The sequence below is a fragment of the Marinomonas sp. IMCC 4694 genome, assembly GCF_008122525.1.
Taxonomy (GTDB): domain Bacteria; phylum Pseudomonadota; class Gammaproteobacteria; order Pseudomonadales; family Marinomonadaceae; genus Marinomonas.
The window spans coordinates 1,360,755-1,375,877 of the sequence record NZ_VSRV01000001.1 but is presented as its reverse complement, the minus strand read 5'-3'; the positions used below and the strand labels follow the sequence as shown (position 1 = coordinate 1,375,877).

The following is a 15,123-nucleotide window of genomic DNA, read 5'->3' as shown; positions in this document are numbered from 1 at the left end:
GGTTATTTCATTCGATCAAGTACTCGCCCACGAGGCTCATCACCTTCATAAAGCACTATATCAGAATGCAAAAACTCAGCCGCGGCCGCAGAATCTGTCACCTTTACGGCACTACGGGCCAACATTTCCTCTTCGAATTCATTAAGAACAGACTCTCTTATGCCCATTTCACGCCAATGGGACTGGCGCCAACAACCCTTTGTCATATCACGCGCTAATGACAAAGCATCTAATAAGGCTTGGTTCGCACCTTGCCCTTTAAAGGGGCTCATTGGGTGCGCCGCATCACCGATTAAGGTCGCTTGTGGATTTTTTTGTAGCCAACCGGCGTCCAGTAAAGCTCGGTCATACACCGGATAACCAGACACCCTACTGGCTTGTGTCGCACTCACAATCTGTGGAATAGGATCATGCCACTGTGTGCGTAGAATCGCTTCCGCCTTTAATGCCTCAGCGCCTTGTTGGCTTAACGCCATCGCTTCAGACTCTGGCATAGGAAAGCTCAGTTGCCACATCACCGTCTTGGCATCAAACGGCATCACGTAAATGCGCTCGTTGCCATTGGCGGTTTGAAAGACCGTGGCAGAATCCAATAAGTCATGATCACATTTGGGTAAGTCACTTAAAGGACAAATACCCAAAATCACAATACAACCAAGGTATTGCAGAGGGGCTTTTTCGTCACAAAGTAATTGTTTGCGTACAGTACTTCGAATGCCATCGGCACCGACGATTAGATCAGCGGACACGTGAATTTGACGACCATCTACTGCAAAAGTAAGCTCAGCAGGTGCGTCTTTATGTTGCACAACACTCAGCAACTGATGCCCCCATTTTACATGGGAGGCACCACCAAGCTGCTCAAGTAAAGCGAAACGCAAAGACTGCCGAGCAATATGCACATTGGTGCGTTTTACCGTCGCTTGATCTGAAGACGCCCTCCATTTACGCATTCCCCATTCCGCCACTTTTTTGCCTTCTGGGGTATGCACAACATGACGAGTCGATACCACGCCGTCATCGAGTGAAAAAACGCCAAAGCCCTCAATGGCTTTACTGGCCTGCTGCAGGGTTAAACCATACCCTTGGGATCGAACATTAAAGCCCGCGTCCCGTTCATAAAGGGTAAATGGAATACCACGATGCAAACAGGCAACCGCCAAGGCAACGCCGCCAATACCCGCCCCAATAATGGCCACATGAGGGTATTGCTCAGCCTTCACGGGGGTCGGTTCAAGTGACTCACACAACCCCGAGCCAGCACAGGAAACGCAAGATTCAAGATGCCCTTTCGGACGAACCGGCTCCGTGCCGTTGCCCCCCGCTTTGTCGAAGGCCGCCATGGCGTTTAAATAGTGTAAGCGTACTTTTTTTCGTAGCCGACGACTCTTTTTGCCTTGGCCTTGACAGTCCGGACACACGGTCCAGTTCATATTATTAACGTCAACTGGGCTCATATTTGACCTTTCATCTCAACTTTCCTTACACAGTATACAAAAATCATACAAAACGCGTACTAAACTCCCTACTGTACGAAATGAAAGCACATTATCATATACACAATTATTTGTCGGTTATTGAACATGAGCTTATTAAATCCCTTTGTCCTCAAAAAACGCCATCAGGCTATCTTGCTGTGTTGTCTGAGTCATTACGCACTGGCAGAAGACACTAAACACGTCACAATGTCAGGTTTTGGACGCATTGTTGCGGGTCAGTTGGCCACAGAAGAGGCCAATTTTCGCGGTTACTCCAATAATGTTACTGCACGACCCAATTCATTGCTTGGCCTTCAGGTCAATGCTTACGCCACCGATTATCTGAGCTTTACGGCGCAAGGCGTTCTGAGAACCAGCGAAGAGGAAACATCCAAATTAGATTGGTTGTACGCCACCGTTCAGCCGGATGATAACGTGTCGTTCAAAATTGGCCAATTGCGTACTCCTTTGTTCATGCTCAGTGATGTGGTAGACATTGGTTACGCTTATCAGTGGATTACCCCGCCAAAACAAGTTTATGGTGCGTTTATTTTTCCTATATTCAAGGGAATTGATATTTATTGGGGGCATTCAACAGATCAATTAGATACGTCTTTAGAAGTGTATTATGGTAAAAATGATGGAGAGATAACCCTCAATAACAAAACAACCGATTATGAGGTGTTCCAACAAGGTGGGGTGATTGGCTCCGTACGCTACAATAATTTTGAGTTTAGAGCATCGCATCACGGTGGTAACGCGGATATCAAGCAGGCGGATCTAAAATCCCTTGCTTCAAGCATCAGCCAATTTGGTGTTTACAATGACACAGTCAACTCACTGTCAACAAAGGGAGTCGTCAAGCTAACGCAATTGAGCGTAAGGTATGACGAGTTCAATTATTTTGCGGCGCTTGAGTGGACACAAATACGCCCCGAATTACAAACATTTATACCTAAAATCAACAGCTATTACGCTACCGTCGGGTACATTTTTAACCCTGTAACGGTGCACCTTACTTTTGCTGAAAGTCAATTTGACTACAATAATTTCCCCACTGAAATCTCACAAGCGCTGGCCGGCATGAGTACAAGCGATCCACGCTATAGTGGGTTACAGCAAATAGTGGGGGGGCTAAATCAGATTTCTACAGGTCGCAGTACCGATCAACTGAAAAGTTGGACCGTAGGCGCACGCTGGGACGTAAAACCCAAACTTGCTCTAAAAGCCGATGTGACCTTTATCCAGGGCGAAGAAGACGACACGGCGTTGTTTGACTCCATCCAAAGCGGCTTTGATCGTAAAACCGCACTCTATCAAGTGGCAATGGAGTGGGTATTTTAAATGGCATACTCAACGTTTACTAATCGATTTGCATTCGTGCTGGCCAGCCTTGTTTTTATGGTGACCCATCACAGCTTTGCGGCGCATTCCCAAGACTTAAAGGTTATTTCGAATGTTAACTCATCACTACAAACACTGACACGAAATGAAATTCGCCAGATTTACATGGGCGGAACATTAAGCCGCAAGTACAGCGCGGTTTCTTTGCCTGTTGGCAGCGACACACGCAACACATTTAATAATACCGTAATAGGTCTGACTGAAAACCGCATTCAATCCTATTGGGACCAACTGCTGTTTACCGGACGCAGCACCCCACCCAAAGAAATGCAATCCGTTGACGACGTATTAGCGTACCTTGAAAAAAACCCCGACAGCATTGCCTATGTACCAAGTAACATGGACATTCCTGACACCTATGTCGTTGTTTACGAAAAATAACCATGGCAAACAGCGCTAACGCGAAAGACGTAAATAAGGACATTTAGTATTATTAAGTTCGGTATTAAGGCAAAATTTTTAATGATCGGTGCGGTGTCTATTATTAGTTCCGCCTTGACCGTGTTCTTTGTCTCTTTGAATGAACACGAGATCATTTATTCTGACTCTGTCACAGAAAATCTCGCCGCCTTAACCGCCAACACGGCGGACGACTTATTGCTGGTGTACGCTGACAACAACGATCCTTTCTTGATCAAAAGCGCCCTGCTCAGATTCGACCGATATCATCATATTAAGTACTCCATTTTATACGATGCAAACTGGCATGCCTTCGAGCAGTACATTCACCCCAATTATCTCGAAACCAATCCAAGCCACGATCTTTCAGAGTATTTACTGCCCTCACAAATCGACCCAAAGACCTTGACCCTTGGCGTGTCTATTTTGGACAAAACGGCGTATTCGGTGAGTATCATCGGCGAAAAAGACAACATTAGCGGGTATATTTTGGTCGCTCACGACTACCAACAGCCCATTGCACAAAGTCGATATGAACTCATCACCTTATCGCTGCCCTTGCTGGCGATCATCATGCTCATCGGGCTCACCACCATTTTATCGACGATTAAACGCTTACTCGACCCTCTGGTTAGGCTCTCCAGCTTTACCCGTGAAGCCAGTAAGAGCAAACAATATACCATGCAGTTTACCATCACAGGCTCTGACGAAGTCGCGACCTTGGCTCAGGATATTAACGGTTTATTAAAACAAATTAACCAAGAAATCCAATCCAATGTCAGTAAAAACACCCAGCTACGCAGACAACGTGAAACCATGTACCAACTTGCCAACAATGACCAACTGACGGGCCTTCCTAACCGACGGTATGTTATGTCTTGGTTACAAGAAAACATCGCCCTATCACAGCAGCACTCTTCTAATCTGGCGATTTTGTACTTTGATGTCGATGGTTTTAAAGGGGTCAATGATCGAATGGGTCACGATATTGGGGATAAATTATTGGTGCGGTTGGGAGTGCTGATTAAAGGAATGTTAAACAGTGGCGCTGTATTAGCCCGTTTAGCGGGTGATGAGTTTGTAATTGTGCTGCCCAAACTGACCAAAAAAAGCGACGCAGTGCAGGTTGCCGAAGACATTATACACCGAGTCAAAGAGCCTATTAAAATCGATCATTGGAGCATTAACACGGGTGTAAGCATTGGTATCGCTTTTCTGGACGAAGCCGAATATGACCTAGAAAATCTGATCAATTTTGCTGACATTGCCATGTACCACTCTAAAAAACAGGCGAAAGGCAGTGCCACCCTATTTAACAAAGACATGCTCAAAAAAGCCCTACGTCGATCACAGATCTCAAGCTCCATTGCCTACGCCTTACAACACAAAGAAATGTTTCTGCAATATCAGCCCAAAATCACTGCTGCGGGAGAAATCCAAGGCTTGGAAGCGCTTATTCGTTGGGACAGTGCCGAACTGGGCTTTATCATGCCTTCTGAATTTATCCCGATAGCGGAATCCTGCGGCATGATCACTCACATCACCGAATGGGTCATTAAACAAGTCATCACAGACCTAGACAACCTTCGTGCATCGACCCAGGAGAATGTAGAAATATCCGTAAACATTTCTTCATTGGATTTAAAAGATCAAAAATTGGAAAAATTTATTGCCCAACTAATACAACAACACCCCAATATTACCCAACACTTACAATTTGAGCTGACCGAATCAAGCTACCTTTATGATTTCAAAGCCGCCAACAGTTTTTGCTCGTTCGTTAAAAATATGGGGGCTACCATCGCGCTCGACGACTTCGGGACTGGCTTTTCTTCACTGAGTTACCTCACTCGTATTGACATTGACACCCTAAAAATAGACCAGCATTTTATTGCCAACGCCCAAAATAATGCCCGTGACAAAATGGTGCTAGACACGATTTTAGAACTATCAAACAACATAGGCTCAGCCACCTGCTGTGAAGGCGTAGAGAGCCCAGAACAAGCGCAATACCTTATCGATCGAGGCTGCGACGTTTTACAAGGGTTTTACTTCAGTGAAAGTGTCCCGCTAGGCCAAGTCGCACACGCGGTTGCCAGAGCAAAAAAACAGTACCAAAAACTCGATCTGGGATAGGAAAGCTCAGTTGCCACAACACCGTCTTGGCACCCTAGGGCATCATGTAAAGACGTTCGTTTCCATTGGCCGTATGAAAGACCGTGGCGCATGCACAATATGACGCGTCGATACCACGCCGTGACCGAGTGAAACACGCCACTTTTAAGATCGGCGTGATATCGACTGTGTCTAAATTACCGATTAATTACCCAATACACTTTGGTTAAACTTTTTCATGACCTTGGACCACCAATCGAGTGTGTCCCCAAAGTTTTTAGCTGTCACGCCGTAGGCTGTGTTCACCACTAACTCCAAACGAGGGTCACCATCACCATCAAGGTAGGCTTTGCCATATCTTTGTGTTCTATTCCATTCGTTTATGTCGTCAAGAGAAACATTTTCCCCGCTCCAGCCTGTTGCAAACTGTACATCATTGCAATTTGCACCACCGTTACACCCATAAAAATAAATACCATATCTAACCCCATCTATTCGACCTGATATCTTTGGGTCGCCTTGAGAGTCAGTTTCTAGTTGAGCGTAACCAAAACCTCTTGCTATGTTTAAGATACTGTCTGGATCTTTAGCAGACACCAATGTCTCTGCGTGAACCGTTGGAATAGTAGATAGACACAGAAGTGATGCGGCTAATATGAGCTTTGATTTGTTTTCCATTACGTTTTCCATTACGTTTCTCCTAAGTCCACTCTTTTTAAATCAACAAGACACCGAGCGGTTAAAATGCCTAAATACTATGCCCTGTGAACTCACAATATGTCAGCCATATTGTGACCAATCGCGACATTAAATCGGGGTATAGCCTTCGAGCATTACGTCGTAAATGGGCCTGAGTAAAGATTTTTCCATCACCCAAGATAATTTACTTTCCTTTAGCGGATCAACGACTTCAAAAGGCAAAGCAGTAACTGGCTGTAAAGTGTAGTCAAACTCCCATAACATAGCATGACCCACATCTAAAATCATTGGACAAGAGGTGTAACCATCCCATTGAGCAGGTAAGGCTTCTTCGCGGATTAAGGCGGTTAGATTCGTCGCAACAACAGGCAATTGTGATTTCACCGACGCCGCGGTCTTGCCAACGGGCGTTCCCACAGTGTCACCCAAACCAAACACATTAGGGTAACGCTTGTGCTGCAACGTATACTTATCTACGTCTAAGTAACCCTTAAAATCTGAATTATTCGCTAAGGGTGAATGACGCACCACGGGGATTGCAGACATAGGGGGAGAAATATGAATAAAATCCCAAGATGTTTCGATCGTCCCACCTTCTTTAGTACCAAACCAAGCCTGCTTAGTTTGGCTATTTATGGCTTTTAGCTCGTGTTCATAATGGTGCGCTATTTGCCTTTCTTGCCAAATTTCTTGCAAACGGGCATCAAATACCTTCACACTAAACAAAACGTTTTCGGCGGTCATGTAATCCATCTGAAAACGCTCACGCTGACCGGCCTGACGAACGAAATATTCCACTAAATTGGTGGCTTTCATGGGAGCCCCTGCACATTTCATCGCCCCATGGGGACGCGTAAAAATGCCTTTACCACCACCAGATTGGGCAAACTTCATGGCCTGTCGGTGACTGGCTAAGCCTGCCTCAGGGCTGTGATAAATGCTTGATATACCATCTTGTCCGATTTGATCTGGATCCAGCCCTTCGATTAAGTCGTAGCGCAGCTCTAGGCCGGTCGATACAATCAAATAATCATAATCCAACCGACCACTTTGACCGGTCAGTACCTGATTATTGTCAGGGTCAAACTCTGTTACTTGGTCTTCTATCCAGCGTATATCTGCATTCAGATACTGCTTATTAGGACTAATCACATCCTCTTTGTTGTCATACACACCCGCTAACAAAAGCGTCTGACCTGGTTGATACCAGTGATAAGGACGAGGGTCGACAACCGTAATACGCACCCCATTAAGGTACATTTGCAATTTATTAGCGATGGCAATACCCGCCGCGCCGCCGCCTACGACAACGACCCGAGCATTGGTATCTTGCTTGCTCAGCTCCCAGCTCAAAAAACTTGCGGCAGAAGCGGCGCCTAATGTAGCCCCCGAAATAAGTAAATTACGTCGACTGATGACCATGTTTTCCTACCTTATTCTGTGCTAACACATCGATTGAGATGCATCCGTTTTATAAATCGTAAATACTCTAACGACAACATAAATACAAACTAATATAGTACATTGCTTGTACAGCAAAAGCTGTGTTAATGGGCCGTTTTACGACTTAGATCAAATAAGTGGAAAAATGAATAACACTATTCCCCAATATGCCAGCCATTGGTAATAGGATAACGACGGTCACGACCAAAACCGCGTGCCGTTATGCGAACACCCGTTGGTGCTTGGCGACGCTTATACTCGTTCACGTCAACCAAGCGAAGGACGCGGTACACGGTTTCTCGGTCGAACTTTTTTGTCGCCAAAATGGCGTCGGCACTTTGGTCTTCTTCTATGTACAAACGAAGAATCTCGTCCAAAATGTCGTAGCTTGGTAACGAATCCTCGTCTTTTTGATCGGGTGCGAGTTCCGCCGATGGTGGGCGTGTTATAACCCGCTCAGGGATCACATAACCTAATGTATTGCGATATCGGCACAGTTTAAACACGAGAGTTTTAAACACGTCTTTTAACACCGAATAGCCGCCCACCATGTCGCCATATAAGGTGGCGTAGCCCACCGCCATTTCACTTTTGTTGCCGGTTGTTAGTACCATTAAGCCTTTTTTGTTGGAAATCGCCATCAAAACTACGCCACGGGTGCGGGCTTGTAAGTTTTCCTCTGTGGTGTCTTTTGCATAGCCGTCAAACTCGGGTGCTAGCACATCAGTAAACGCCGACACCATAGATTCAATCGGCAAAACGCTGTATTTTACACCCAACAAATTTGCCTCTTCTTCGGCGTCGTGCAAGCTGATAGAAGAGGTGTAGGTGTAAGGCATCATCACGGCTTGCACTCGGTCTGCACCGATGGCGTCTACTGCCACGGCAAGCGACAAAGCGGAGTCAATGCCACCACTCAACCCCAATACTATGCCTTTAAAACGGTTTTTTGTGATGTAATCTCTAAGTCCCAGCACCATGGCTTGGTAAACACTGGCTTCAAGCCCCATCGCCGGCGCAATCACTCCTGCAACCGGCGACACTTTACTGGATTGGCTTTGATCGACCATCATATCAACACAATACAAGCCAGATTCAAACCAAGGCGCTTGCTGAGTTTTCACGCCTTTGGCATTGACCACAAAAGAGCCACCTTCATAAACAAGCTCATCTTGTGCGCCCATGTAATTAACATACACAATGGGTAAGCCCACTTCGGTTGCACGTTGATGCAGCAAGGCTTCACGTTCGCCCATTTTTTCTGTGTGATAAGGCGACGCGTTAAGATTCAAAATCAGCTCAGCGCCCGCTTCTTTCGCTTGAGCAATGGGTTCAGGGTGCCAAATATCTTCGCAGATGCTCAAGCCCACTTTCACCCCTTTTAGGTCAACAATGCCCGCAACCTGGCCTTCACTGAAATAACGTTTGTCGTCGAAGACCAAGAAATTGGGCAACTTTTGCTTGGCGTATTCCAACAACAATTGGCCTTGGTAAATCACCCCAGCGCAATTGAATAATTCACCATCTATGCGACGCGGGTAACCGACTACCACATAAATGTCACGAATCTCTGTCATCATCGTAGCCAACGCCGCTTCAATACGCTGATCTAAACTTGAGCGCAGTAGTAAATCTTCCGGAGGATATCCCATCAAGGTTAACTCAGGAAACACCACCACATCGGCGTGTTCTTCGTCGCGTGCTTTATGGGCCGCCTTTATGACTGACTGGGTGTTGCTCTTAATGTCGCCGACCAGCATGTCCAGCTGGGCCATTGCAATTCGTAATGTCATACAGTTGCTATCTCGTGGACTCTGTTAGAATATGCTCGTTATTGTCTGGAATAAGCCAAGCTAGGTAAAGTATATGATGGTACGTTTGATCGTTTTTGTTGCTATTTTTTTTATTGGTTGGTGGTTATATCGCCAATTCGTGCGTTTTACAGGGAGGAAATCGCCAGAGAAAGCCCAAAACACAGAGTCAACCCAAAAAGACGAGTCGCAAGAAAGAATGGTGCGCTGCCTAGAATGCAAAACGTTTATGCCCCGCTCCCATGCTATTCATGACCAAGAAGCTCGAGCGTTTTGTAGCGCTGAACATTTAAAAGCCTTTAATCAGAAGCACTGACCCAACCGGCTGACATCAAACGATGGTCTTGCCACCACCAACACTGGTATTGGCGCTGATTCTGAGAACCACAGAGCCGATACACCATGGTGGTATCGGCTTTTTCGTAGCGATTCCACTGATAAAAAAGGCCACTCCCCCCTTCCTTGGATGACCCTATTTTTTCGTACTCGGTGAACTGACTGTCTGTCAAGCGACAAAACCCTTGGCACCCCCTTGATACCGAATCCATAAAACGAGGTGCACGCACAAATTGCTCTTGGAAGTCGATCCATATCTGCTGCGCTTCGTTGACATCGCTTAATTGCCCTCGCCACTGGTAAGACGCCATCACACTGTCTTGATAACGAAACGACAGGGTCGATACGGCCAACAGCACCGCAATAATAGGCAAAGACACCCATCCCCGTGGTGTTGCATGTAACACAATACGTTTCCTCATAAGCCCCTCGTGTTTTCACTCCTATTTTAAAAAATAATTATCTGATTACCCACGCCCTGACACGGCGCAAAATATGACCACGTCTCTCCTCTCATCGAAACATACTCGCGCATGGACAGTGTCATTTTCTGGACACCACAGTCACGCAAATGATATTGATATTCCACCCATAAACCGCGCAGTTTTTTTAACGAAACATCACCGTAACTTGCGCCTAAAGCATCGACTAAGCCGTCATTATTTTCGTCTAATAACGCAAATATCGCCACACGCTCAATACCATTAAACAGCTCTAATGAATTGCCACTCTCAGCTGGGGTTCGCCAAAACGCTTCACGGCCATCTTTGCCGGGCGAAAGATACCAATAAAAACCATTTTGGCTTTCGATCACACCGGATTGCCCAATCACATCCTCATCATCAAACGCGATTCTACTTCGGTTACCTCGGCTGTTAACGTAAGTCAGTTGACCAGAGAAGCCAGCGTTACAACTGGAAAAAACGACTGGATCACCCACTCGCCAATGACACGCCATTGACACTTCTAACGGATTTTCGTGGACAGTAAGAGAGCGCCGACATAAACCGTAATCGGTGCCTTTGATCCAGTCAGACGACTCAGCAACCTTACGTGACGCCAGACGAACCGGTGGCGACATTCCTGACCCAATAGTCAACAAAGCCGTGTCATCGGGATAGCAGTTGGCCGGCACTAAACGCGCCCATTGCGCTTGAAAATGCGCCTCAATAGCCGCTTTTATCTCAAATTGATCTTGGTAGGCCTGTGCAAGCCGGTGACGTTCTTGCAAACGCGTGGACGCCACAACCAGCAGAGGCAAAAAGATCGCGATCAAAACGCACGCCACCAGCATCTCAATCAAAATACTGCCCTGATGCTGATATTTGAATGTCATGGTTGAGGCTCCTCTTCGGCGACGGCGTCCGGCGCAGATGCCGGATACAAGGAAGCAAAAAACCACGTTTTTAACGCGCTGTCCGTACAATGCTGACAATTCGGGTACGGTGCCGTTGGGATGGGGTCGTGCTTTAGCCAGATTGTAGACCCGGTGAGTTGCACCATTCGCCTTTTCTTAAGCTCGTTATCCGCTTGCTTTTGCGCTTGCTGCGCCAGCTGAATAGACTGCCAATGGCTTTCGTTTTGTTGTTGAGCTAGGTGCAGCACCACAGAAAACAACACCAAACACAAGATCATCTCGATCATCACCCACCCTCGCTGGCGCAACGGGCGAAGCGTGTAAAGCCTATTAAAGCGTATCATTGACACGCTCCTGTGGCTTTTTTTTGCAGGTCCGTGGTGTAAAAACGTCCGCTTTGATTCAAAATTAAATCCGCCTGCCATGCTCCCAAACAAAACGCAAAAGTGCCATTTTGATAACCTGACAAGCCATTACTCTGAAATTCAATCTGTGTTTTTTGTGTCGGAAAGCCTTGCCAAACCACCTGCAACAGCGCCTCATACACATGCTCTTGAACCACACGACGCCCTTGAACCGAGTCGGTTTGATACAAAGTAAACCCCGACGACCAACGACCATCACAGACCAAACCACCACACAAGAAACTCGTTTTTCCACTAACCACCGCCAGCTGACGGGCTTGTGTTAATGCATCGGCTAAATATTGACGACCTAGAATGAGGGTGTTTTTATCTTGGGTGTGTTGGCTAACACGCAAAAAATGCGCCGAACCAAGGGCTGCTAAAAGGCTCATAATCGCGAGCACGCACATCAACTCAATGAGGGAGAACCCCTGCTGGTGGGTCATACACAAACCTCCTTGTTTGTCGTATTGCTGTTTGTCGTATTGCTGTTTGTTACCTTACTGCTTGCTGCGTTCCTACTTTATCGTGCTTAACACTAAACCATCGCGAACCATTTGTTAATATGATTGGCGATTTGCCGAGGTTTTTGAAACGGTAAAGAGTGATCACATGCGCTCAGACTTGTGTGTTGCCACGCGGTGTTTTGTTGGCTCAATAGTTCATAATGCTGTTTCAATGCTTCGTGGCTTAGCTCACCCGAGAATAAAAACACCTGCTCTGACGAGGCGATCATCGACTCGCGCAACAGCGGTTGCGCGCTCATTGTTTCGACAAAGTCCGTCACGGCATCCAATGCGTAGGCGAAGCCAAACGGCCGATGCGCCAAGCGCGATTGCGTGGTAGCTTCGGCAACAGGGTGCTTGCGACGATTGGGAGACACGCCATCCATAAAGCTCGCCACCCCCAGCTCAACGTCGCCCGTGTCACGTATCAACCCGGAAGCATAACGGTATTTTTGGCGCACATCCTTCAGCAATGACAGATCTTCCCGATCCAAAGAGGCGGGTTCGAGCAACGCCATTTTTAGGCTTTTTTGGCCTTGCAAACACCGCCGATGATTCAGGTTCAGCGCCACCAAGCCGCCCAAAGAATAAGCTATCACATCAAAATCGTGCCAGTCAATATGCGCCACCAGAGCCGCTACTTCGTCAGTTAATTCGGCAATACTCACCGCAGCTTCACGACCATGCTGATGAAACGACGCCCCCATGCCTTTTAAATCAGGCACCAACATCCATCGCCATTGCGTTAAATGCGGCAACATCGGCTCATAGGTAATGTCCCCCGCAACACCAGCCCCATGCAACAGCAAGCACGTACGGTCGGTTTTTGCTAAAGGGTTTTCATATAGACGGTACGCAATGTCCGCATTGGGTAAAGAAAGAAAAAATACATTAGACACCGGTAAATACCCTGTGAGCCGATCAGTTAAAAGATTACAATGTAACGCTTTTTTACAATGTCGATGTCGTTACAAACTACGTCAATCGAAAATAAGCCAAACGACCCTATATTACTAGGTATTGAGCCAAAATGTCAGAAGTCGAATACATCCATCTTCCTTATCAGGCATCGTTGTTGTCTTTTTTTTCTGCTGTTCGCGACTTGCCTTATCCGGCGTTATTGGACAGCAACCACGCGCATTTTCCAGACACCCAGCATGACATTTTGGTTGCCGGGCCGCTGGCACGGATTCACACCAAGAAGGAAGGCGACCCCATTACTTGGTTGACCAAACCTCTGTATTCATTAAGCAAAACCGACAACCCGATGACGTTGTTAAATGAGCTAATGACTTTTATTTGCCAAGAGCCATGGGCAAAAAATGCCCCTAAAGAGCGACCGTTTATCGGCGGTTTATTAGGCTATTATGGCTATGAAAGTGGTCACTTTGTCGAGCACTTGCCCGATACAGTAGAACACGACATCGCCCTCGACACCTTGAACATTGGGCTGTATTCGTGGGCGGTAGTAACCAAACATCACACCAAAACAACGCAATTGATTTTGTCGCCTTGGTGTGATGCCGAAACGGCCGCTGACCTAATAAACCGTTTTACCAGCGCCTGTGACGATGTCTTGGTGAAGCACAGTTTGCATCACACTCAAGCGTTTGCCCTGACCTCACCGTTTATTTCTAACATGAGCGCCACCGACTACGCCGAAAAATTCGCGGCGGTACAAGCGTACATCCAGTCTGGCGATTGCTATCAGGTAAACTTAGCACAGCGCTTTTCAAGCACCTACGAAGGCGATACCTTTACCGCATATCAAGCATTACGCCACGCCTGTCCAACGCCCTTTTCGGCGTACTTACAACTTTCCGCAGAACAAAGCTTGCTCAGCCATTCCCCAGAGCGCTTTTTATTGTGCGACCAAGGTCGAGTGGAATCCAAACCGATAAAAGGCACAGTGGCACGTGGCGCAACGCCAGAAGAAGACAAAGCCAACGCCGATTGGCTGCTCGCGTCCACTAAAGACCGCGCCGAAAATCTTATGATTGTTGACTTACTGCGTAACGACTTAGGGCGTACCTGCTTAACGGGCAGCATTAACGTGCCCAAACTGTTTGCATTAGAAAGTTACGCCAATGTTCATCATTTGGTGTCTACCGTTGAAGGTCGTATCGATCAGGCTGAACATGCCATTAAAGTCTTTCACCAAAGCTTTCCTGGTGGGTCCATTACGGGCGCGCCTAAAATTCGCGCGATGCAAATCATCGACGAGTTAGAACCTCATCAGCGTTCAGCGTATTGTGGTTCTGTTGTCTATTTCAGCGCAAATGGCCAAATGGATTCCAGCATCACCATTCGAACGCTGGTGGCCGACCGCGGAAAGCTACACTGCTGGGCAGGTGGCGGCTTAGTTGCCGATTCAAAATGGCAAGAAGAATACCAAGAAACCTTTACCAAGGTAGGCAAGTTAACCCATACTCTTGAACAAGACTTTTTGAAATAGGCCGTACCATGTCTGACATAGAGCAGTTTTTAAGTGCTCCTCCGATTAATTTGAGTTTGGATGATATTCGCGCCGCATTAGACAGCACCCCTTATGCGCAACAAATTCATAACCCTGACGAAGAAATGTTTCCCAGCGGGTATGATTTAACGTATCGGTCTGCCGCGGTATTGATCCCTATTTGGCGCGAGCCGACTAACGATGAACTGTATGTGTTGCTGACTCAGCGCGCTTTACACATGCGCAATCACCCTGGCCAAATTGCCTTTCCTGGCGGCAAACATGACCCCAATGACGCCAGCATACAGTACACGGCCTTACGCGAAACACTGGAAGAAGTCGGACTCTCACCAGACTGCTTCGATCTACTGGGCGAATTGGGCGAATACTGCACTATTTCAGGCTATTGCATTAAACCTATAGTGGCCGAAATGACCCGACGCAGCGAACTGAGCCTGTGTGAAGACGAGGTAAAATCCGTTCATTGGGTCCCTTTAAGGCATTTACTGACACCACAAAATTATCGTTTTAGAAAAAAGACACTCGATACTGTGTCACGCGGTTACTTCGAAATCGAGTACGAAGACATTCGTATTTGGGGTGTAACCGCTGGTATTTTATATGGTCTTTATCAAACGCTTGCTCGTCACATACGCTGATATTAGCGCGCTTTTATCTTGTCCATCAAGCTTACAAATCGTGCGCTTTGGGATCTT

General features: G+C 46.8%; 15 protein-coding genes. 6 read left to right on the top strand and 9 right to left on the bottom strand.

What is annotated here, in order from left to right; translation table 11 throughout:
• Positions 1 to 2 precede the first annotated feature (2 nt).
• Positions 3 to 1,457, bottom strand: a complete 1,455-nt coding sequence (locus tag FXV75_RS06250) for an FAD-dependent oxidoreductase (protein ID WP_148831691.1) — start codon at positions 1,455 to 1,457, stop codon at positions 3 to 5.
• A 126-nt stretch (positions 1,458 to 1,583) separates the two neighbouring features.
• On the opposite strand from FXV75_RS06250, the gene FXV75_RS06245 reads away from it, so the two are divergent.
• The 3 genes from FXV75_RS06245 to FXV75_RS06235 all read left to right on the top strand — a co-directional run bounded on the left by FXV75_RS06245 (position 1,584) and on the right by FXV75_RS06235 (position 5,417).
• Positions 1,584 to 2,822, top strand: coding sequence for a hypothetical protein (locus FXV75_RS06245; protein WP_148831690.1), 1,239 nt, complete (start codon positions 1,584 to 1,586; stop codon positions 2,820 to 2,822).
• Positions 2,823 to 3,263, top strand: a complete 441-nt coding sequence (locus FXV75_RS06240; protein ID WP_148831689.1) for a hypothetical protein — start codon at positions 2,823 to 2,825, stop codon at positions 3,261 to 3,263. It begins immediately after the preceding gene.
• A gap of 81 nt (positions 3,264 to 3,344) precedes the next feature.
• Positions 3,345 to 5,417, top strand: coding sequence for a putative bifunctional diguanylate cyclase/phosphodiesterase (locus FXV75_RS06235; protein WP_148831688.1), 2,073 nt, complete (start codon positions 3,345 to 3,347; stop codon positions 5,415 to 5,417).
• A gap of 183 nt (positions 5,418 to 5,600) precedes the next feature.
• Here the strand turns inward: FXV75_RS06235 and FXV75_RS06230 are convergent, their stop codons facing one another.
• From FXV75_RS06230 to FXV75_RS06220, 3 genes are all read right to left on the bottom strand, one after another.
• The gene (locus FXV75_RS06230; protein WP_222863094.1) at positions 5,601 to 6,086 is read right to left on the bottom strand and encodes a YbjN domain-containing protein; all 486 of its coding nucleotides are present in this window, start codon (positions 6,084 to 6,086) and stop codon (positions 5,601 to 5,603) included.
• Positions 6,087 to 6,203: 117 nt separating this feature from the next.
• The gene (locus FXV75_RS06225; protein ID WP_148831687.1) at positions 6,204 to 7,517 is read right to left on the bottom strand and encodes an NAD(P)/FAD-dependent oxidoreductase; all 1,314 of its coding nucleotides are present in this window, start codon (positions 7,515 to 7,517) and stop codon (positions 6,204 to 6,206) included.
• 176 nt (positions 7,518 to 7,693) lie between these two features.
• On the bottom strand, positions 7,694 to 9,331 hold the full coding sequence (locus tag FXV75_RS06220) for an NAD+ synthase (protein WP_148831686.1): 1,638 nt from the start codon (positions 9,329 to 9,331) through the stop codon (positions 7,694 to 7,696).
• A 73-nt stretch (positions 9,332 to 9,404) separates the two neighbouring features.
• Between FXV75_RS06220 and FXV75_RS06215 the strand changes: the two genes are divergently transcribed.
• Positions 9,405 to 9,665, top strand: coding sequence for a PP0621 family protein (locus tag FXV75_RS06215; protein ID WP_148831685.1), 261 nt, complete (start codon positions 9,405 to 9,407; stop codon positions 9,663 to 9,665).
• Here FXV75_RS06215 and FXV75_RS06210 read toward each other — a convergent pair.
• From FXV75_RS06210 to FXV75_RS06190, 5 genes are all read right to left on the bottom strand, one after another.
• Positions 9,649 to 10,092: a hypothetical protein gene (locus FXV75_RS06210; RefSeq protein ID WP_148831684.1), complete on the bottom strand. Its 444-nt coding sequence runs from the start codon at positions 10,090 to 10,092 to the stop codon at positions 9,649 to 9,651. The genes FXV75_RS06215 and FXV75_RS06210 overlap by 17 nt on opposite strands.
• Before the next feature lie 41 nt (positions 10,093 to 10,133).
• Complete coding sequence (locus tag FXV75_RS06205; RefSeq protein WP_148831683.1) at positions 10,134 to 11,021, bottom strand: type II secretion system protein; 888 nt, start codon at positions 11,019 to 11,021, stop codon at positions 10,134 to 10,136.
• Positions 11,018 to 11,386: a hypothetical protein gene (locus FXV75_RS06200; protein ID WP_148831682.1), complete on the bottom strand. Its 369-nt coding sequence runs from the start codon at positions 11,384 to 11,386 to the stop codon at positions 11,018 to 11,020. The genes FXV75_RS06205 and FXV75_RS06200 overlap by 4 nt, the downstream gene beginning before the upstream one ends.
• Positions 11,383 to 11,892: a GspH/FimT family pseudopilin gene (locus FXV75_RS06195; protein WP_148831681.1), complete on the bottom strand. Its 510-nt coding sequence runs from the start codon at positions 11,890 to 11,892 to the stop codon at positions 11,383 to 11,385. Before FXV75_RS06195 ends, FXV75_RS06200 begins: the two co-directional genes overlap by 4 nt.
• Before the next feature lie 92 nt (positions 11,893 to 11,984).
• Complete coding sequence (locus tag FXV75_RS06190; RefSeq protein WP_148831680.1) at positions 11,985 to 12,851, bottom strand: alpha/beta fold hydrolase; 867 nt, start codon at positions 12,849 to 12,851, stop codon at positions 11,985 to 11,987.
• Between the two features lie 131 nt (positions 12,852 to 12,982).
• On the opposite strand from FXV75_RS06190, the gene pabB reads away from it, so the two are divergent.
• Positions 12,983 to 14,407 (top strand): aminodeoxychorismate synthase component I, encoded by a 1,425-nt coding sequence (pabB, locus tag FXV75_RS06185; RefSeq protein ID WP_148831679.1) that lies wholly within the window; start codon positions 12,983 to 12,985, stop codon positions 14,405 to 14,407.
• Positions 14,408 to 14,415: 8 nt separating this feature from the next.
• Positions 14,416 to 15,066: an NUDIX hydrolase gene (locus tag FXV75_RS06180; protein WP_148831678.1), complete on the top strand. Its 651-nt coding sequence runs from the start codon at positions 14,416 to 14,418 to the stop codon at positions 15,064 to 15,066.
• The last annotated feature ends 57 nt before the right edge of the window (positions 15,067 to 15,123 follow it).